At 39.3% G+C, this 19,368-nt stretch carries 18 protein-coding genes, 1 riboswitch and 2 other annotated features (1 of these 21 only partly in view); of the genes, 9 read left to right on the top strand and 9 right to left on the bottom strand.

Annotation, left to right across the window (positions count from 1 at the left end):
• Positions 1–29 (top strand) — a binding site (T-box leader) (it extends 221 nt beyond the left edge of the window).
• A 40-nt stretch (positions 30–69) separates the two neighbouring features.
• Positions 70–324 (top strand) — a binding site (T-box leader).
• A gap of 62 nt (positions 325–386) precedes the next feature.
• The 7 genes from trpE to trpA all read left to right on the top strand — a co-directional run bounded on the left by trpE (position 387) and on the right by trpA (position 6,903).
• Complete coding sequence (gene trpE / locus ACY9Z2_RS12720; RefSeq protein ID WP_463610026.1) at positions 387–1,796, top strand: anthranilate synthase component I; 1,410 nt, start codon at positions 387–389, stop codon at positions 1,794–1,796.
• Complete coding sequence (locus ACY9Z2_RS12715; protein ID WP_463610025.1) at positions 1,780–2,379, top strand: anthranilate synthase component II; 600 nt, start codon at positions 1,780–1,782, stop codon at positions 2,377–2,379. Before trpE ends, ACY9Z2_RS12715 begins: the two co-directional genes overlap by 17 nt.
• A 140-nt stretch (positions 2,380–2,519) precedes the next feature.
• Positions 2,520–3,545, top strand: a complete 1,026-nt coding sequence (gene trpD / locus ACY9Z2_RS12710; protein WP_463610024.1) for an anthranilate phosphoribosyltransferase — start codon at positions 2,520–2,522, stop codon at positions 3,543–3,545.
• Positions 3,546–4,340 carry an indole-3-glycerol phosphate synthase TrpC gene (gene trpC, locus ACY9Z2_RS12705; protein ID WP_463610023.1) on the top strand — a complete coding sequence of 265 codons (795 nt, stop codon included), beginning with the start codon at positions 3,546–3,548 and terminating at the stop codon, positions 4,338–4,340.
• On the top strand, positions 4,330–4,929 hold the full coding sequence (locus ACY9Z2_RS12700; protein ID WP_463610022.1) for a phosphoribosylanthranilate isomerase: 600 nt from the start codon (positions 4,330–4,332) through the stop codon (positions 4,927–4,929). The genes trpC and ACY9Z2_RS12700 overlap by 11 nt, the downstream gene beginning before the upstream one ends.
• Before the next feature lie 5 nt (positions 4,930–4,934).
• Positions 4,935–6,140 carry a tryptophan synthase subunit beta gene (gene trpB / locus ACY9Z2_RS12695; protein WP_463610021.1) on the top strand — a complete coding sequence of 402 codons (1,206 nt, stop codon included), beginning with the start codon at positions 4,935–4,937 and terminating at the stop codon, positions 6,138–6,140.
• The gene (gene trpA / locus ACY9Z2_RS12690) at positions 6,133–6,903 is read left to right on the top strand and encodes a tryptophan synthase subunit alpha (protein WP_463610020.1); all 771 of its coding nucleotides are present in this window, start codon (positions 6,133–6,135) and stop codon (positions 6,901–6,903) included. The genes trpB and trpA overlap by 8 nt, the downstream gene beginning before the upstream one ends.
• Before the next feature lie 277 nt (positions 6,904–7,180).
• On the opposite strand, the gene ACY9Z2_RS12685 is transcribed toward trpA, so the two are convergent.
• The 6 genes from ACY9Z2_RS12685 to ACY9Z2_RS12660 form a co-directional block, all read right to left on the bottom strand.
• Positions 7,181–8,062, bottom strand: coding sequence for a GNAT family N-acetyltransferase (locus tag ACY9Z2_RS12685; RefSeq protein WP_463610019.1), 882 nt, complete (start codon positions 8,060–8,062; stop codon positions 7,181–7,183).
• Positions 8,049–8,681: a TetR/AcrR family transcriptional regulator gene (locus tag ACY9Z2_RS12680; protein WP_463610018.1), complete on the bottom strand. Its 633-nt coding sequence runs from the start codon at positions 8,679–8,681 to the stop codon at positions 8,049–8,051. Before ACY9Z2_RS12680 ends, ACY9Z2_RS12685 begins: the two co-directional genes overlap by 14 nt.
• Positions 8,682–8,816: 135 nt before the next feature.
• Positions 8,817–9,680 (bottom strand): AraC family transcriptional regulator, encoded by an 864-nt coding sequence (locus ACY9Z2_RS12675; RefSeq protein ID WP_463610017.1) that lies wholly within the window; start codon positions 9,678–9,680, stop codon positions 8,817–8,819.
• An 81-nt stretch (positions 9,681–9,761) separates the two neighbouring features.
• Positions 9,762–10,775 carry a S66 family peptidase gene (locus ACY9Z2_RS12670; protein WP_463610083.1) on the bottom strand — a complete coding sequence of 338 codons (1,014 nt, stop codon included), beginning with the start codon at positions 10,773–10,775 and terminating at the stop codon, positions 9,762–9,764.
• 415 nt (positions 10,776–11,190) lie between these two features.
• Positions 11,191–11,583, bottom strand: a complete 393-nt coding sequence (locus ACY9Z2_RS12665; RefSeq protein ID WP_463610016.1) for a BsuPI-related putative proteinase inhibitor — start codon at positions 11,581–11,583, stop codon at positions 11,191–11,193.
• A gap of 94 nt (positions 11,584–11,677) precedes the next feature.
• On the bottom strand, positions 11,678–13,330 hold the full coding sequence (locus ACY9Z2_RS12660; protein ID WP_463610082.1) for a M4 family metallopeptidase: 1,653 nt from the start codon (positions 13,328–13,330) through the stop codon (positions 11,678–11,680).
• Between the two features lie 463 nt (positions 13,331–13,793).
• Positions 13,794–13,900, top strand: a riboswitch (TPP riboswitch).
• Between the two features lie 191 nt (positions 13,901–14,091).
• Between ACY9Z2_RS12660 and ACY9Z2_RS12655 the strand changes: the two genes are divergently transcribed.
• Together ACY9Z2_RS12655 and lipA are read left to right on the top strand one after the other, a co-directional pair.
• A complete protein-coding gene (locus ACY9Z2_RS12655; protein ID WP_463610015.1) occupies positions 14,092–14,916 on the top strand; it encodes a lipoate--protein ligase family protein in 825 nt (274 codons plus the stop codon).
• Positions 14,917–14,919: 3 nt separating this feature from the next.
• Entirely contained in the window at positions 14,920–15,864 is a 945-nt protein-coding gene (gene lipA, locus ACY9Z2_RS12650; RefSeq protein WP_463610014.1) for a lipoyl synthase, read from the top strand.
• A gap of 328 nt (positions 15,865–16,192) precedes the next feature.
• Here lipA and ACY9Z2_RS12645 read toward each other — a convergent pair whose 3' ends face one another.
• The 3 genes from ACY9Z2_RS12645 to phaZ are packed head-to-tail and all read right to left on the bottom strand — an operon-like array spanning position 16,193 to position 19,360.
• On the bottom strand, positions 16,193–17,686 hold the full coding sequence (locus tag ACY9Z2_RS12645) for an acyl-CoA synthetase (RefSeq protein ID WP_463610013.1): 1,494 nt from the start codon (positions 17,684–17,686) through the stop codon (positions 16,193–16,195).
• A gap of 28 nt (positions 17,687–17,714) precedes the next feature.
• Positions 17,715–18,455 (bottom strand): 3-oxoacyl-ACP reductase FabG, encoded by a 741-nt coding sequence (fabG, locus tag ACY9Z2_RS12640; protein ID WP_463610012.1) that lies wholly within the window; start codon positions 18,453–18,455, stop codon positions 17,715–17,717.
• Positions 18,452–19,360, bottom strand: a complete 909-nt coding sequence (gene phaZ, locus ACY9Z2_RS12635) for an intracellular short-chain-length polyhydroxyalkanoate depolymerase (protein WP_463610011.1) — start codon at positions 19,358–19,360, stop codon at positions 18,452–18,454. The genes fabG and phaZ overlap by 4 nt, the downstream gene beginning before the upstream one ends.
• Positions 19,361–19,368 lie beyond the last annotated feature (8 nt).

Raw genomic sequence — 19,368 nt, 5'->3', positions numbered from 1 at the left:
GGTGGTACCACGGGTCCCTCGTCCTTTTTTGGATGAGGGATCTTTTTGTTTTCCAATAAAAGTGAATAACGAAAATCGTTGAGTAAGAAGAGTAAACATATACTGAAGCGTTACAGAGAGTCGGTGATGGTGTGATTCCGACACGTGAATGGATGTTGAATGGCCTTACGAGAGGTTTCTTGAAATAAGTAGGGAAACACGGAGCTCCGCCGTTATACGGATAGGGTATCGGATGATAGTTTCATTATCCCGTACCTGAAAGAGATGAAGGGAATTGTATTTCCTTTCAACAGAGGTGGCACCGCGATCGCATTCGTCCTCTATAAACACATTAATTTTGTGTTTATAGAGGACTTTTTTTATTTCTCGAAAAGGAGATGAAACCTATGCAAACGAAAAAAAAGAAAACACTTCCCTACAAGGTTATTAAAATAAATGCCGATACATTAACACCGATTGGAATCTATACAAATCTTACGGGTAAGAAAAAATTTTTATTAGAAAGCTCTTTTCCACACGAGAAAAAAGGAAAGTTTTCCTTTATTGGGGCAAACCCTTGCCAGGAATTTATTGGTGAAAAAGAGAAAACGATTGTTATCGATCACAAAAATGGCAAGAAGGAAACACTTAAGTCCCCTGCCCTGTCTATTTTAAAAGAAAGACTTCCAAATTTGGAGCTCGATCTTGATCTTCCATTTATCGGGGGAGCCATTGGTTACATTGGATATGATGCCATTCGCTCCTATGAACAAATAGGTGAAGAGTTACCGGATACAGTCGAAATGCCAGAGATCCACTTGATGATCTATAAAAATGTGATTGCTTTTGATCATCGCAATGAAACAGCCCACTTAATTGTCATGAATCCTGATCAACAAAGCGAGACTATTCTAGACGAACGGCTAGAGAAACTAAAAAGTGCGCTAATTGCATCCCCAATTAGTGATACAACGAATGAACCGAACATGATTTTTAAACCGGAAATGGATAAACAACAATTCATGGAAAACGTGAAAATTGCTAAAAAACACATTCAACAAGGTGATGCTTTTCAAATTGTGTTATCGCAACGGATGAAGGCACCCATTAGTGGGGATTCCTTTTCATTCTATCGAAAACTACGTAAAGCTAATCCATCGCCGTACATGTTTTATATCGACTTTGAAGCGTATCAAGTGTTGGGGGCATCACCAGAAAGCTTTGTTCAATCTACCGGAAATCGTGTTGTCACAAATCCGATAGCAGGAACAAGGCCCCGCGGAAAGAACGAGCAGGAAGAGGAAGAACTTACAAAAGAACTTCTTGCCGATGAGAAGGAAATAGCTGAACATCGTATGCTCGTAGACCTAAGCCGCAATGATATTGGGCGGGTATCAGAAATTGACAGCATCACTATTCCAACTTATATGCAGGTCGAAAAATACCAGCATGTGATGCACATTGTATCTGAGGTCCATGGAAAGTTGAACCGTAACTATTCTGGTATTGATGCATTGATCGCCTGTCTTCCAGCAGGTACTGTGTCTGGGGCACCAAAAATTCGTGCCATGCAGATCATTAATGATTTAGAAAAAAGTAAACGGGGTGTCTACGGCGGAGGGATCGGTTATATCAATTTTAACCATGATGTCAACATGGCACTTGCTATCCGCTCACTTGTTATTAAAGAAAAGTATGCATACTTGCAAGTAGGAGCTGGAGTTGTTTATGACTCTGTACCTGAGAACGAATATTTCGAAACACTGCATAAAGCAAGATCCTTAATGGAGGTGAATCACGATGATTCTTCTAATTGATAATTATGACTCGTTTACCTACAATGTCTTTCATTATTTTTCAAGTGAACAGGTAGCTGTTCGCGTATTCCGAAACGATCAACTCACGTGTGCAGATATTGATGAATTAAACCCAGATGCAATTATTATTTCGCCTGGTCCAGGAACACCAAATACAGCGGGAAATTGCGTACAGATTGTTAAAGATTTTTATCAAAAGGTTCCTATCCTCGGTATTTGTTTAGGACATCAAATTATCGCATATGCACTTGGCAGTGAGATAACACGCGCAGCTGTAATCAAGCATGGGAAAACTTCACTGATTACCCATAATGGCTTAGGACTTTTCAGTTACTTATCTCAACCTTTAGAGGTGATGCGTTATCACTCTCTAGTCGTTGATCGGGATAGACTTTCACCCGAATTAGAAGTTGTAGCAACGTCAATGGACGACAACGAAATTATGGCAATTCGGCACCACCATTTTCCGGTATATGGATTACAATTTCATCCAGAATCCATAGGCACAGTTGCTGGCAAAAACGTCATTCGAAACTTTTTGAATGAGATTGGAAATGTGAAGGCTATGACCGAGCAAGGATAAAAACACGCGTTAACGTGTAAAAAACGCGCAACGCCATAGTGATATCGCACATTAACCCTAGTATCGCGCGAATCTAAGCAGATGTTGTGCGATTCAGTGCAATTTTCGCGCGATAACCATAATTGGAAAGGAGCATTAAGATGAAAAAACAACTTGAAAAACTATTAAATCAACAAAATTTAAGCATACATGAAATGCGGGAGGCAACAGAATATTGCTTCACGCCGAATATTACAGATACAGAGATTGCCTCTCTGTTAACTGCCCTAAGAGCAAAAGGCGAAACAGCAGATGAAGTTGCTGGGATTGTGGAGGTAATTCGCTCCGAATCGCAGGATATCCCTACCTCACTCCCACATGTGATGGATAACTGCGGAACAGGCGGGGATCAATCACAAAGCTTTAATATTAGTACCACTGCCGCGTTCGTAATTGCAGGTGCTGGTGTGACGATTGCGAAGCATGGAAACCGCAGTATTTCTAGCAAAACCGGAAGTGCCGATGTATTAGAACATTTGGGAATATCCCTATCGTTTCAGCCTGAACAAACAGAAGAAATCTTACAAGGGAATGGAATAGCATTTCTCTTCGCACCACATGTACATCCAAATTTAAAGCGATTTATGAAGGTGCGGAAGGAGCTTGGGCTACCTACTATTTTTAATCTGATTGGACCGTTAACAAATCCCGTTAAACTTGACTCTCAACTACTCGGAATTTATCGCCGCGACATGTTAGAAATGATGGCAGAATCGTTGAAAAAACTAGGAAGACGACGGGCATTAGTTGTGAATGGCGCAGGATATATGGATGAAGCATCATTGGCAGGTGAAAACCACATCGTATTACTTGAAAATGGAGGCACTTCTTCCTTCACACTACATCCAGAAGAGGTTGGATTACCTGTATACTCGAACGATCAAATCCGTGGTGGTGACGCGAAGGAAAATGCGGTTATATTGCAAAATGTATTACATGGTAAAGCGGGCGCCTATCTTGACACTGTCGTACTGAATGCAGGACTTGGACTTTTTGCAAATGGAACTGCTGCGACAATCGAAAAAGGGGTGGAATTGGCAAAGGAAAGCATTTCATCTGGCGCTGCTTTAGAAAAACTCAATCGCTTAGTCGAATATAGTAAACAAATTCCAAGTGAGGTGTCATAAATGACCATACTCGATAAAATTATTGAGCGAAAAAAATTCGAAGTGGAACAGCTTAACATTAATGGTTATAGGCGTTACAACGAGTCTATGAAATATGTTAGTGATATTTTGCCAAGTAGTGATTCCATGCACATAATTGCTGAAATCAAACGCTCCTCCCCATCAAAGGGAGCAATTAATAGTGCGATCGATCCAGTTACACAAGCCAAAAACTACGAGAAATTTGGTGCCAGCGTCATATCTGTTCTCACTGATAAAACATTCTTCAATGGCTCGATGGAGGATTTGCGTGCAGTAAGGGAGGCGGTGAATCTACCAATTCTTTGCAAAGATTTTATGATTGATAAAATTCAAATCGACCAGGCAAAGAATGCTGGCGCGAACATGATTTTATTAATCGTCGCAGCGTTGACCAAAAATAAATTGCTTGAACTATACAATTATGCAAAGCAACAGGACTTAGAAGTACTTTGTGAAGTACACAATGAAAAAGAAATGAAAACTGCTATTAACCTCGAGGCAAGTATCATTGGCATCAATAATCGAAATCTAAAAACCTTTGACGTAGATTTAGACGTAACCGAGCGACTAGCGCCGATGATTGACAATTCAGCTACTACCTTGATTAGCGAGAGCGGTATTAAAACAAGAAGTGATGTAAAGCAAGTGGCCAAAGCTGGAACAAAAGGCATTCTTGTCGGGGAAACGCTAATGCGATCCCAAGAATTAGAAGCAACATTTCGTGAATTAAAGATCCCTCTACCAGTAAAAGGAGTGAACGTCGATGCTCGTTAAAACATGTGGAATAATGACTCAGCAAGCAGCTTTAACTGCAGTCGAAGCTGGCGCAGACTTTATCGGATTTGTTTTTGCCCCAAGCAAACGTCAGGTTACACCTGAACAAGCTGCTGAAATTGCTGATACAGTGCCAAGCTCCGTTAAAAAAGTTGGCGTTTTCGTAAATGAAACGGTGGGTACCATCTTGTCGATTGCCGAAACAGTTGGACTTGATTACATCCAGCTTCATGGTGACGAACCAGCGGAATTGGTCGAAAGATTGCCCTATCCGGTTATTAAGGCATTCCCAGCAACTGAGGAAGGCTTTGCCAAACTAGCAAACTACCCTTGTGATTACTATTTAGTCGATAGCCCCTTTGGAAAGAACCGAGGTGGAAATGGCACTGTATTCGATTGGACAGTATTAAAGAGACTGAATGTAAACACGAACAAATTAATTTTGGCTGGGGGATTAACCCCCGACAATATACAAGAAGCAATTGAACTAGCTAAACCAATTGGAGTCGATGTTTCCAGCGGAATTGAAACGGATGGCGCTAAGGATTTAAACAAAATCAAAAGTTTTATTCAAAACGCGAAAGGATGATTCAGATGACAACCTATACAATGCCTGATAAAACTGGTCGTTACGGTAATTTTGGTGGTAGATTTGTACCGGAGTTATTAATGCCTGCCCTACTAGAATTAGAAAATGGTTACGAGGAAGCAATGCAGGATCCTAGTTTTATAGAAGAATTAAATGGCTATCTCAAAGACTATGTCGGACGAAAAACCCCACTTTACTACGCAGAAAATTTAACAAAAATGCTGGGAGGGCCAAAAATCTATTTAAAACGGGAAGATTTGAACCATACAGGTGCACATAAAATCAATAATGCACTTGGTCAAGCGCTGCTGACACGCAGGATGGGCAAGAAAAAAGTCGTTGCCGAAACGGGGGCAGGTCAGCATGGTGTTGCTACTGCTACCGTTTGTGCGTTACTAGATTTAGAATGCGTTGTATTTATGGGTGAAGAAGATATTCGTAGACAAAAGCTCAACGTTTTCCGCATGGAATTATTGGGTGCACGTGTAGAAAGCGTCTCACAAGGAAGTGGTACGCTGAAGGATGCGGTGAACGAAGCGTTACGCTACTGGGCAAGTAATGTGGATGACACCCATTACATCATTGGGTCTGTCGTTGGACCACATCCGTTTCCGAAAATTGTTCGTGATTTCCAGTCGGTGATTGGTAATGAGTCGAAGCAGCAAATGCTAGACCAAACCAGCAATCTACCACATGCAGTCATTGCCTGCGTTGGCGGTGGAAGTAACGCAATGGGTATGTTTTATCCATTTGTGGAGGATTCAGATGTTGCACTTTATGGAGTAGAAGCTGGTGGAGCTGGAATTGAAACAAATCAACACGCCGCAACACTTACAGCTGGTAAGCTCGGTGTGTTGCATGGAACGATGACCCATTTATTACAGGATGAACACGGTCAAATTCAAGAAGCATTCTCTATTTCTGCAGGACTGGATTACCCTGGAGTCGGTCCAGAGCATAGTCACTTGCACGAAACATCTCGGGTCGCGTACACATCGATTACCGACCAGGAAGCTTTAGAAGCATTTCAAGTTTTATCCAAAAAAGAAGGCATTATTCCAGCTCTCGAAAGCGCGCATGCAGTAGCATTCGCCATGAAACATGCAAAGGATATGAATGAAGACCAAACACTACTAATCTGTTTATCCGGTCGCGGTGACAAAGATGTGGAACAAGTAAAAGCAGCATTGGAGGGAAATGAAAATGGGTAAATCACGAATGGATAACGCTTTCCAGGAAAAATTAGCACAGGGTAAAAAACTGTTTATTCCTTATATCATGGCAGGCGACGGTGGTTTGGAAAATTTAGATGAACGCATTGAGTTTCTAGAATCCTGTGGTGCCAGTGCTGTGGAATTAGGGATTCCTTTTTCCGACCCTGTAGCAGACGGACCAACCATTCAAAACGCCGGGTTGCGTGCATTAAAAAATGGAACAACATTAGCCGGTGTTCTACAGAAACTTAAAGAACGTATTACAGAAAGGAAAATTTCAATCATTTTAATGACGTATTTTAATCCGGTTTATCTTTATGGAATAGAAAATTTTGCGCGTGACTGTGCGGAGGCGGGAGTTGATGGCGTCATTATTCCAGATCTTCCGTTAGAAGAAGAAGGGCTCATTGACGGCTTTCTTCGAGATAAATCCATTGCATTTGTTCGGCTTGTTGCACTAACAAGTACTGAGGAACGAGCGAAGGAAATAGCAAAAAGGTCAGAAGGATTTTTATACGCCGTATCTGTTACCGGAACGACTGGAGCTAAAGCATCCCACGGGATAAACGTAGGTGCATTCTTACAAAAGCTAAAAAATGTGTCACCAGTACCAGTTTTAGCTGGATTCGGCGTTTCTACTTCAGAACAAGCAAGAGAACTCGGAAGTAATTGTGATGGCGTGATTGTTGGAAGTAAGATTGTTGACTTGTTTCATGAAAGTAAAAGGGATGCGATTAGAAATTTAATTCAATCTTCTTAGTAATAAATGACTCTGTATGTGGTTAACTACCGCATGCAGAGCCTTTTATTATGTCTTTCCCTTTTCGTGTTGCTGTACTCTGACCTTCACACTACTAGCTAAATCGACTCTTCTCCGCGCAAAAAATCGAATCAAAAGGTGAAGTGAAAACATGAATAATTTCATCGATTTTTTAAACACCAACTTCTTAAAAGTTAAATTGTTCTGCATTGTATCCACTCCCTTCTTTTTTATAAAGATTTTGGCAGATTGATCTTATACCAATCCGCCACCAAAACTATTTCATTTCTCTTTCCATTGCCACCTGAACAACATCAATAGTGAAACCGTGTTCTATTAATACCCCATATGTCATCTGACTTCCTTGTTTAGGCATATTAACTACTACACGCTTTAAATCCGTAGACAAATCATCAAAAATATTGCTTAAAAGTAATTTTGTGATTTCGTAAGCATCGTCACGTTCTGGATTTGCTTCACATTGGTACAAAACAGTTGCCTTGTGATTAAAGTCATCATCAAACATTCGGCGATAATAAGCATATCCGACAGCTTCTGAATGTTCATCTTTTACAATAATAGCTTCACCGTTGGTTACACTTTTCCAATGGGTTTGCCATGTATTTCCCGCTTTGTAAAATGGGAGTTGACTAACAGCTTGTGGTATTGTTTTTTCAATCATGTATTTATCTAAATCAGCATCTATTGCATTCATTTGCGATCCGTTCAACGAAAAATTCGCCACTTCTTCAACCGTGACATAGCCCATACGTTCATACAATTTTATCGCATACGTATTCTCTTTAATTGCCTCGAGTGTTGCTAAATCAACATCTTGCTCCTCATAAATCGTAAGCAAGTATTCCATCATCTGTCTGCCAACACCTTTATTACGATATTCCATTGCAACCCCGGTACCGCCATTCCATCCAATTTTTCTACCATTAATGGTTCTAAATCCTGTTTTGATTATGCCAACTGGTTTTTTCCCATCAAACGCCACAATGGATAAATCTGAAGAAAAACCCTCGTTTACTAAACGTCCTAGAAAACGATCCAACGTCATGGATAATTCAACAAAATATCCCTCAAACCCTAAATTCCAGGCCTGTAACGCTTCATCAAATGTACATTGTGATAATTTTTTAATCGTTATCATTTCCATCACCTCTTCTTATCAATAAATACGCAAGCATAATGCGTTCCATTTCTCGAATACGACTTTCTACTTCCTCTTCATCATAGCGAACTAACCCATGCAGCCAAATTCCGTCATGAAGTGCCCAAAACATCGATGCCGCATGTTCTGCATTGATCCCTTTTTTAAATTCACCTAATTCCTGACCTCTAGCGATAATATCCTTTACCGAATCAAGCACCACATCAAATCGATCTGTTAGCAATTTTTTCACCTCTGGCGATTCGGTTGAATACATCCAAAACTCCAAATGAACCCGCATTAATTTCTTTTTCCGAATGTTATATGGAATATCTAGATTGATCATAAATTTCAGTTGATCGGTGGGACTCGCTATTTCATTCAATTTCTGTTGAATCCGTTCTAATGAATTCTTCGTCTGATATTCAAGTAAACTAATGAACATTTCTTCTTTACTTTTAAAGTAGTTATAAACGGATCCTTTGCTTAGGTTAGAATAGTTAACAATGTCATCAACAGATGTGGCATAGTATCCTTTTTGCGCAAAACATTCTAGTGCCGCTTCCAATAAAGCTAGCCGTTTTTCCTCTTTTGCCTCTTCGGAGATTCTCGGCGCCACTTACATCACCCTTTCTTTATCAAAACTGACTGGTTAGTTTATATAAATTATATGTGTAATTCTTACTTTTTGCAACTTTTAATTATAATAAAGAAGCACACGTTCAAATTTAATTTGAAAACGTGTGCTAAGATATTACTTCTTTACAATCGGAATCCATATTTCACATATATGTTCTTTAGATGTTACATCTTCACCCGGTGGATATGCTTCTATCTCAGGACCACCAGCATGTTCGTAGCCTGTCGAGGGAAACCACTCGGAAAATATGCGTTCCCAAGTTTTTTCAATCACAGTAGAGACTGGACCAACTGCTTTAAACACAGCCCATGTAGATTTCGGAATAACTTTTTCTTCCCAATCCGAGGAAATACTTTGGATGTTTTTTTCAGCGCATATAAAATAAGTTAATTCTTCTTGCTGACTATCAAAGTCCATACAAACACCTAGGATTCCCATTGGCCCGCATTTTTTTTCTAGGCGAGAAGCAAAACCATTACTGTTTGATTCATCCCAAAAAGCAGGGATTTCCCGATGATTTTGTCCATCCTTAATCGTCGTCCTTATCCCTTTGCCTACTACCTGAAACGCATCTTTTTCCACAATCTTGTAATTCATTTCCACATCACCCTTTAGTTGAATTTGAAAGGATAGCTTCGGAAAAGCCTTAAGCTGTTGACTGTTTTGACGAACAGTTGATGGACTGATTCCGTGAATTTTACGGAATGCTTTGGAAAATGATTCGGGTGTCTCATAGCCAAACTTTAATGCGACGTCAATCACTTTACTGCTCGAATGTGTTAGTTCTTGTGCCGCTAGGGTTAATCTTCTTCTTCGGATATACTCAGCTACGGTCACACCGGTCAGCATACTAAACATGCGCTGATAATGAAATTTTGACATACATGCAATCGTTGCTACTTGATCTATCTTAAAATTACTTTCTAAATTGTTCTCGATGAACTGAATACTTTCCGCCATCAGCTCTAGACCTTCCATTTCCCGCTCCCCTTTCTACTACAACTTTAGCATCGAACAAAATTGCAATCCTGTTCATTTGTGCTCTTTTTGGACAGAATTCTATATGAAGCTCTGTACTATCTTACCCTTGCCTTTATTTACCTCAACTTCTGCATATGAACCATTAATAAACGTCACTTGTGGTGGAACGTGTCCACAATCAATATCGTAAACCACAGGGATTTTTAGTTCCCCTTCTACTTCCTTGTACACATCCATAACATCATAATCTTCCGCTCTATCATTCGCACCACTACGTCCAAACATGATTCCAGAACAATTATCGAACCAGCCTGCTAGTTTCATATGGACAAGTGTTCTTCGTAATTCAGTCGTACTCATCTGACAGTTTTCAAAATACCAAAGGATTGGCTCATTATTGATGGTATGCTTTTGGAACTGCTGAACATCTCCGAATGGGGTTCCGATTAGATGCCGAATCACATCGATACAGCCCCCTAGCAATCTACCTTTTACTTCCACACTTTCACCAGACACCGTTTTCCATTCCGTTTGTTCCGTTAAGTGAAAGATTTCAGGTGAAGGATTAGCGTGGTTCCACTCCTTTTGAAACTTATCCGATGAATGCTGCGTAATGGTTTCCCCTTCCTTAGTAGATAAAACTTTTTCCCACATGGCGGTCGTTTTATCCGAGTACTCACCACGCAAATCGACAAAATTAGTCCCGTGTGCGGTTGCCATACCTGTTTTCAATGTTGTTGCAAGAAGCAACACGCTCGTATCCGAATAACCAAGTAACCATTTTTTCTGAAACGCGTCAAAATCCAGCTTGTCGATAATTTCAATAAGTAGTTCACCACCCCACGGTGGAACGATGAATTCTATTGTTTCATCCTGCATCATACGATTTAATTCTTCAGCACGTACGTTAGCTGGTGCGGATTTGGCCTTAATTTGCGTCCAAACGGTTTCTCCACAAACTACTGGATATCCTCTTTCCTCACTTCGGCCAATAGCTTGCTTAAACATATCATGTAGTTCTTGATCGACACCTGATGACGGAGCAGTAACCCCGACTGTAGCACCTTTTGTTAATATAGGATATGTAATAATAGAAATCCCTCCGAATCTTTTTAACTAGTATAACGGATATACTGGGAAATGAAAGCAGATATTTTATTTCTCAACTAGAGTACTATTCTTTTTTCCGGTATAACATGAACTGTTTTATAGTAAGGTGGTTTCAGCGGACCGTGGTTCCGTTATTTGAGACAAATTTACGAGATTTGGTTAATTTGATGACACAGGATCCGTTATTTGATCATTTGGAGGTCATTTTCCTGGGATTTATGTGAAATAAGATATCTGGTGTCAACAAACATGTTCATTTTGAACTATTTTAGCAAAATAACGGATCGTCTGTCCGCGAAAAACACTGTTCACCAACTGAATAAAAAAAATGTCTCCAAATCCAAATTTTATGTCCCATGAAAAAACCAGCCCACTATAATCTAGCAAGCTGGCGTCTTTACTCTCTAATTGTAAATGTCGTTTTAGCTTTCAATTTAGATTTAGCATGAAGAGTTGCTGTTAACACATACGTTCCTTCGCATAATTCGTTGGGCAAGTCAATTTCATATACTAGTTCTTCTGCTTGTTTCAACGTTACCTCGCTACCCTTACCCAGCAACTTTTCAAAAACAACCTCACCATTACCGTACCTAATTTCATATTCAAACTCATTTACACTTTTAAAAGCTAGTTCCTTTACTTGTTCTGTTTGGTTTTTCACCCGGAAGAGTGCATGCCCCTCCTTTACCTGTAGTGAAGTTTCTAAGCTTCCGGCTATGATACCACCGCCAGAAGATGTTTCATTTTGATGTTGCTCGTTTGTATCATTTGGTTTAGCATTATCATTCATTTTTGATTCACTCCCTGTTGATTACATGCAACCAGTAATAGAAAAAAATAATGCCGACAATCGCCGGCATTATTTTAATTATATTTCTATAATCCTAGTAAACTCCTACGTTACTCCAAGCATTAGCTACGGCATTATATTCTGAACCATAGCCATAGTAATCAGCTGCAGATTGCAGAAGTGCTGCACGTGCATCACTAAAGTTGCTGTATGGTCCAAGATAGACAGTTAATGCACGGTAGTATATTTGTTCCGCTTTTGCTACACCAATACTCTCAATGGTTAAGTAGCCAGCCTTATTTGGAATTCCACTATTTATATGAACACCGCCATTATCCTGATTGGTATAAACATAATCATTCATATGACCTGGTTGTCCATATGCTGGAGGGTTAGAAAGACTTCTTAAAGCATCTCCACTTTTATACGGTGTGTATGCGTCTTCTCCAAGTAGATAATCCTCACGTTCTACGAATACTGAAAATACATCAGACATAGATTCATTTAATGCACCAGGTTGGTCCTGGTAAACTAGATTAGCTGAATAGTCTGTAACGGCATGTGTTAACTCATGTGCTACGATATCCAATGCCCCTGATAATGGAGCAAAAGTTGTTCCATCTCCATCACCATACACCATCTGTTGTCCATTCCAGAATGCATTATTGTAGTTGGATCCGTAGTGAACAGTTGAGCGAATGGTTGCTCCATTACCATCATAACTATTTCGACCAAAAGTATTGTAGAAATAATCATACGTTTGGTCAGCATATGCATGCGCATCTACTGCAGCACCTTGATAGGAACTAGTAAAAGCATTATTACTGTCAGATGAACGATATCCAGGCAGGGAAGTACCGTTTTCAGCAGTAAACGTTTCGATTACACCACGCATTGGATTTGTCACATCATATAAGAAATAATATCCATTTGATAAATACGTGTTTAATTCCTTGTAGTCGCCAAGAACGCCATACCCATATCCATTTGCAGCTCCAGCTTCCGTAACAGCATTATAGGAATCTATTATGGAACCATCGTTTGCATCAACGAATATTTGCCAGTTTCCAGGTTCAGGGAAAATAAATTGAAGTTCGATATGATAAGCTAAATGGCTTGACCCATCTTTTGAATACACGACAAGCTCTGCTTTTTCTGCTGTATTCTTCACATCTGATTTATCTAGTTTGCTAGATTTCTTTAATGCTTTTTTATCTGCTTTCTTAGCTTTTGTTTCTTTTTTTGTTAGATCGATTGATTTCCATGCTTTATCAATTGCATCATTTTTAGATAAGTCTGCCTTAAGATTTTTGCCCAAATCTTTCGTAGCTTCTGGATGTACAGTACCTGTTACCGCAGAGACAATTCCTTTTTCGTTCGTATGAACGGCAAATTTAGCACCATAAACCGGAACACCATCGACAGACTGTGTGAATTCGTAGTGTGTCATGCCAAGGTCATCAGTAGATTTTTGGAGAAATGTAAGATCAGAGTCTGGATCCATTTTGTAAAGTTCTTTGTTGTCCTCCAAATATTGCTTAACTTGTCCAACTCCTTTAACAGCTTTCTCTGAAAGATTCCCAGATACAAATGTTGGAACCTTTTTGTCTTTGTTCCAAACCACATCAAAGTTGGACTTTGTCATAGATTTCATATCTTGAAGCACTTTGTTACCCGCTTCTTCTGCACTAACAGTACCTGTTACCCCCGTTAAAGCTAAACTTATCGCGAGTGCAGTGCCAGTCATTGTTTTCTTAAAATTTTTCTTCTTCAATATCCATCACCCATCCCTTTCGTTTGTTAGTGGATTGGCCAATCTTGTAAGACATTTAGAATTCTACGGACCGTCTATATTCACAATAGCAAAAATATTGCGAGATTCCTATAGTTATTTCCAAACTTTCAGAAAACGAATAAATAGTACCATTTTGTTACATTTTAGGGATTAAAGAACCAAAATACGACAGTATCATCTGAATTTCGTTATTTTTTCTTATAGGCTCAAAAATCCTTTTAATAAAGGATTTTTGAGACATTTTACACAGGCCTACCTTCTAATCATATAGGGTAATTTATAGTACTTTCGGGGAATTTTTCGACAAAAAGTTTATCTGATAAGGTATTTAGCCCGAATTGTAAACTAATTTTGTTAAACCTTTACATTCTATCTTTAAGTCGATAAGATAGACAATAGAAAACTGCATAGTATTTTACCGCACTAGGGGAGCTTTTCTTGGCTGAGAAGAATTATATACATTTTCTGACCCTTACACCCGAACTAGATAATTCTAGCGTGGGGAAGTGTAGTCTATGTACAAACAATTAGCTTTTGAATAAATTAGACTGCACCCCAACAGTAGGTTGCAGTTTTTTTTATTAGAAAACTTGGCTTATCGCCAAGCTTTTCTGGCGAAAGCCTTAGTTGCCTTATACTGATATCCTTAAATCTTATAATTTTATATCAGTGTAAAATAAAATTTCAATTGACCTTTCTAGGAGGTGAAGAAAGTGAATGAAACATGGGGTGTTCTTGATACAGGCCACAATAGTGCTGCTATAAACATGGCGATGGATGAAGCATTACTTAACTGGCATAGTAAAGGGGAAATTCCTCCAACATTACGATTTTATGGTTGGTCAAAACCTAGTCTTTCCATCGGCCATTTCCAGAAAGCAGGAAAGGCTATTGATTTTATCAATGTTCAAAAGCACGGCTGTGAATTCGTACGACGATTAACTGGCGGGAGTGCAGTGTTACACGATGACGAACTGACGTATAGCATTGTCGTTTCAGAGAAGAAAGATTATATTCCAACCTCCATTCAAGAAGCTTATTATGTTTTATCAAAAGGGATATTGGAAGGATATAAACAATTAGGAATCGTTGCAGACTACGCCACTCCGGAAAGAAAAGCAGAACGAACAGAAGTCTGTTTCGAGAAACCTGCCTTTTACGAAATGGTTGTGGATGGAAAAAAAATATCCGGAAACGCGCAAACACGAAAGCATGGTGTTCTATTGCAACATGGATCCATTCCAATGAGCATGAATAAAAAAATGCTTTTTGATCTATTTAACTTCCCTAATGAAAAAATACGTGAAAGAAAGAGAAATGCATTTTCAACCAAAGCAACTACTATAAATGAAATAACAAAGAAACAACATACTTACCCTGATTTAAAATTAGCTTTTCAAAAAGGCTTTCAAACAGAATTAAATATGCACTTTGTGCCATTAGAGTTATCCGATATTCAATGGGAAGAAGTTACGGAATTAGCAGAAACAAAGTACAGTCAGGAAAAATGGAATCTATTTCATCAAAGGAGTGTGTGATCGATGACAAAACAAGAAGAATACATACGTAAACCTGAGTGGTTAAAAACAAAAATTAATACGAATAAATCGTACACTGGCCTCAAAAAATTAATGCGTGAGAAAAAGTTAAACACGGTTTGTGAAGAGGCACGTTGTCCGAATATTCACGAGTGCTGGAGTGAACGAAAAACTGCTACATTCATGATTTTAGGTGACACATGTACACGAGGGTGCCGCTTCTGTGCAGTGAAAACTGGCTTACCAAATGAACTTGATTGGGGAGAACCAGAACGAGTTGCTGATTCGGTGGAAATTATGGGATTGAAGCATGCGGTAGTAACTGCCGTTGCCCGCGATGATTTAAAAGATGGGGGAGCAGCTGTTTTCGCTGAAACAGTTCGTGCAATTCGTCGTAAAAATCCTGGCTGCACAATAGAAATCCTACCTTCTGATATGAAGGGAGACTATGAGAGTTTACATACTTTGATGGACAGTGAACCTGATATTTTTAACCATAATATTGAAACCGTTCGCCGATTGACGAAAAAGGTTCGTGCTCGTGCGATGTATGATCGATCCCTACAGTTACTGCAGCGTGTAAAAGAAATTGCTCCTAAAACACCAACAAAATCAAGTATTATGGTAGGGCTTGGTGAAGAAAAAGAAGAAATTGTGCAAGCGATGGATGATTTACTAGCACACGATGTGGATATTATGACAATCGGTCAGTATTTACAGCCTACGAAGAAGCATTTGAAAGTTGAACGGTACTATCATCCAGATGAATTCGCTGAATTAAAGGAAATTGCTCTTAAGAAAGGATTTCAACATTGCGAATCAGGTCCACTTGTGCGTTCATCGTATCATGCAGACGAGCAAGTATCACAAACGTCAGCACAACGAAGAATTAAATATATGAAGGAATACGAACAACACGAGAAGAAATCAGTTGATTTTACTTTTTAAACTATATGGGAAAAATCACACACAGTTAGTCACAAAATCGCGCGAACCCATTGTCAAATAGCGCAATCATCTAAAGATAACGCGCAACATCCAAGAGAATTCGCGCAATTATTATAGTTGCGCGTGAATCTGAACAGCTATTGCGCGAATTAAGGCTACAAACACGCGATAATCAGCTGTTACTGCGCTATTTCGCAGCAGTGTTGAACAAATTACTATTAAAAAACTCGGCATTCGTCTCGGCTTTAATAGCGAATGCCGAAGTTTTTTTTATAAGGTCTACCATAATTTATACTTTATGACGTTATAAATATATCGAGTAATCACTTCAGGTGACTACTCGATATTTTTGTATAATGGCCTTTTTATCGATTTTACCTACGTCCGTTTTCGGTAGTTCCTCCACAAAGAAAAACTTTTTCGGTATTTTATAACTGCCAAGCCGGTGTTGACAGTGTTCCTTTAACTCCGCTTCGGTTATTCCTTCATCATCTTTTAATACAACAAATGCAGTGACGACTTCTCCCCACTTTTCATGCGGTAACCCGACCACAGCAACCTCACTCACATTTGGGTGGTCATCTATGCGTTGTTCAACCTCGATTGGAAAAATATTTTCTCCACCACTGATAATCATATCTTTTTTCCGACCTAGAATATAATGATAACCGCTCTTGTTTTTCCTAGCCAGGTCACCAGTGTGTAGCCATCCATCAACTAATGAATCTTTCGTAGCGGACTCGTTTTTCCAATAATGATCAAAAACATGTCGTCCTTGAATTAATAATTCTCCCGCCTCGTCAGGACCGGTTTCTTGACCGGATTCGTTAATAATTCGTACACTATTGTAAATCATTGGTTTTCCAACCGATCCCGGATACACCATGGCCTCATTGGGTTCAATAAAAAAATTATTTGGACCTGCTTCTGTAAGACCGTATCCCTCTTTAAACGCAATACCTTTATCTTGAAAAGCCTGATAAATGGAATGCGGACAAGGAGCTCCACCAGATAAAAATGTTTTCATTGATGGAAACGCTGTTTTTTTAAACAAAGGGTTGCAAATCATCATGTGATACATGGTTGGAACAAGTAAAATAATCGTACATTGTTCATGATTAATCAAATCCATTGTATGTTCAGGATCGAACTGCTGACCGATAATAACCGTTCCACCCATTTTTAATACAGGTATTGTCAAGGCGTTTAGCCCACCTGTATGAAACATAGGTAAATAGGTTAACGTCACCTCATCACTTGTTAATCCCCAGCTAACAATTGTATTTAGTGCATTCCAGCTAACGGATTGATGTGTTAATACAACTCCTTTTGGTTTACCTGTCGTTCCACCAGTATAGATGATAGCAAGCGGATCATGAGGCGTCACAATCTCTTCTGTGAACACATCATTATTGCTAATTATTTCGTCATATTCAACACTATTGACTTTCATGAAACATGTAGCTTCTAATTGTCCGCAAAGCGCTTCGAATTTACTATGAAAAGCAACCAAAACTGGTTGACAATCGTTAATAATGTAAGCTAACTCTGGTGCGGATAGACGCCAATTTAATGGTACAAAAACTGCGCCAATTTTACCGCAAGCAAATAATAAATCAAGATAACTAATATGATTCGGCGATAAAAGTGCTACACGATCACCTTTTTTGACACCTTTATTCTGTAATGCTTTCGCTAAGCTATTCGAACGTTCCTGCAATTGCAGATAAGTAAAACGTTTACCTGATGCTTCATCAATTACAGCTTCTTTATTAGGTGATATCCTACTTCTTCCCTCAATCCAATTCGTCTCCCAATTCATTCATACCCCTCCTTCCTACACAATTACGTTAAACAACCATACCACCATCGACATGTAGTACTGTTCCATTCACATAATTTGCGTCTTCTGAAGAAAGATAGAGATATGCCTTCGCAATATCTGATGGTTCCCCCAATCGTTTCAATGGAACCTTTTCCTTCATCTTTTCCAATACATGCTCAGGTACCTTTGCCACCATATCCGTTTGAACAAACCCTGGCGCAATGGCATTAACAGTTATTCCTTTGCGTCCTAATTCCTTCGCCCAGGTCTTTGTCATCCCAATAACGCCAGCTTTTGTAGCAGCATAATTTGTTTGACCCACGTTCCCATAAACACCGACTACAGAAGAAGCACTAATGATTTTTCCACTACCTTGGTCAATCATGTAAGGGATCGCTGCTTGGGTGCAATAAAAAACACCACTCAGGTTGACATCGATAACCTTTTGCCATGCGTCACTGTCAAGCTTTGTCAACATTCCATCCATCGTAATACCAGCATTATTAATTAAGATATCAATACTCCCAAAGGTTTCATGCGCAATCTTCATCATTTTTTCAACTTGAGCCTGATTAGCTACATCCACTTTATGAAAAATTGCTTTCCCACCAAGCTTTTCTATTGCATTTACCGTCGCTTCTCCTGCTTCTTGATTAAATTCACCAATAACGATGTTTGCACCTTCTTTTGCAAAAGTTAGTGCTGTTTCTTTTCCGATACCATTACCACTGCCAGTGATTACTGCTGTCTTCCCATTTAATCTCATGTTGTTCTCCTTTCCTTCACCTGTAAAAACTGATCAATCTTTTGAACAAGCTGATCTATATCATCGATTAAAGGTGAATGTCCGCAATTCTTTAACATGACTACGGTTGTATTGGTTGATAAATCCTCTATAATTTCATCTGTCATCGATTTTGTTACAACTAAATCATTTTCACCGTATAAAACGAGGGTAGGTACTTGAATGTTGTTTACTTCACCACTACCAAGGCCAAATCCGTTGTCCTTTCCACTGATATTAAACACATTTAGCGCCTGATATGTCTCAGCAAGATTTCGCTGTGTCGTCATATCCTCAAGGTATTCGTCATATTTCTCTGTGGTGGGTTGGTTATGCGTATAAATCGCAGCATTCCAAACATTTTTTAATAGTTCTTTATCTTTTGTATCGTAAGCCTTTTGAATCGGAATTGTACGAACATAATCTTGTTTTACCTCGTCAATGGTTGTTAACCGTTTCGTTAACTCGCCATTTTTATCTAGACCCATAAATGGAAACCCACGCGTTGACCCAGAAGCAAGCAAGAGCAATTTTTCAACATATTCAGTGTGATCCGCAGTAAATTGCATTGCTACAGTGCCACCAAGCGACCAGCCCATTAGTGCAAATTCGTTCAAATCAAGCTCTTTTACAAATAGATATAAATCCTCCGAAAAATCTTTTATTGTAGCTATTGGTTTATGATAGGACGATGTTCCGAAGCCGCGTAGGTCAATCGCAAAAACCTTATAATCACCTGGTAACGCATCAAGTAGCACATCCCAATGCTTGGAGGACGTCATATTACCATGGACGAGTACAAGTAACTTTTCCCCACCCTCCCGCTCTCGATATCCAATTGTTTCACCATTTGCAAGTGTGATCGATTTCAATTCTACTTTTTGCATTATGTACC

This window comes from Virgibacillus sp. GM2-2, assembly GCF_055329585.1.
Note: the sequence above shows the minus strand (reverse complement) of the source record. Positions and strands in the feature narration are given on the sequence as shown.

Coding starts and splice junctions, on each gene's coding strand:
- ACY9Z2_RS12685 (WP_463610019.1), bottom strand. CDS start 8,062: ATGATAACGATTAAAAAATTATCACAATGTACATTTGATGAAGCGTTA.
- ACY9Z2_RS12660 (WP_463610082.1), bottom strand. CDS start 13,330: ATGACTGGCACTGCACTCGCGATAAGTTTAGCTTTAACGGGGGTAACA.
- lipA (WP_463610014.1), top strand. CDS start 14,920: ATGACAAAACAAGAAGAATACATACGTAAACCTGAGTGGTTAAAAACA.
- phaZ (WP_463610011.1), bottom strand. CDS start 19,360: ATGCAAAAAGTAGAATTGAAATCGATCACACTTGCAAATGGTGAAACA.
- trpC (WP_463610023.1), top strand. CDS start 3,546: ATGACCATACTCGATAAAATTATTGAGCGAAAAAAATTCGAAGTGGAA.
- ACY9Z2_RS12675 (WP_463610017.1), bottom strand. CDS start 9,680: ATGGAAGGTCTAGAGCTGATGGCGGAAAGTATTCAGTTCATCGAGAAC.
- trpD (WP_463610024.1), top strand. CDS start 2,520: ATGAAAAAACAACTTGAAAAACTATTAAATCAACAAAATTTAAGCATA.
- ACY9Z2_RS12645 (WP_463610013.1), bottom strand. CDS start 17,686: ATGAATTGGGAGACGAATTGGATTGAGGGAAGAAGTAGGATATCACCT.
- ACY9Z2_RS12665 (WP_463610016.1), bottom strand. CDS start 11,583: ATGAATGATAATGCTAAACCAAATGATACAAACGAGCAACATCAAAAT.
- ACY9Z2_RS12700 (WP_463610022.1), top strand. CDS start 4,330: ATGCTCGTTAAAACATGTGGAATAATGACTCAGCAAGCAGCTTTAACT.
- ACY9Z2_RS12715 (WP_463610025.1), top strand. CDS start 1,780: ATGATTCTTCTAATTGATAATTATGACTCGTTTACCTACAATGTCTTT.
- trpB (WP_463610021.1), top strand. CDS start 4,935: ATGACAACCTATACAATGCCTGATAAAACTGGTCGTTACGGTAATTTT.
- trpA (WP_463610020.1), top strand. CDS start 6,133: ATGGGTAAATCACGAATGGATAACGCTTTCCAGGAAAAATTAGCACAG.
- trpE (WP_463610026.1), top strand. CDS start 387: ATGCAAACGAAAAAAAAGAAAACACTTCCCTACAAGGTTATTAAAATA.
- fabG (WP_463610012.1), bottom strand. CDS start 18,455: ATGAGATTAAATGGGAAGACAGCAGTAATCACTGGCAGTGGTAATGGT.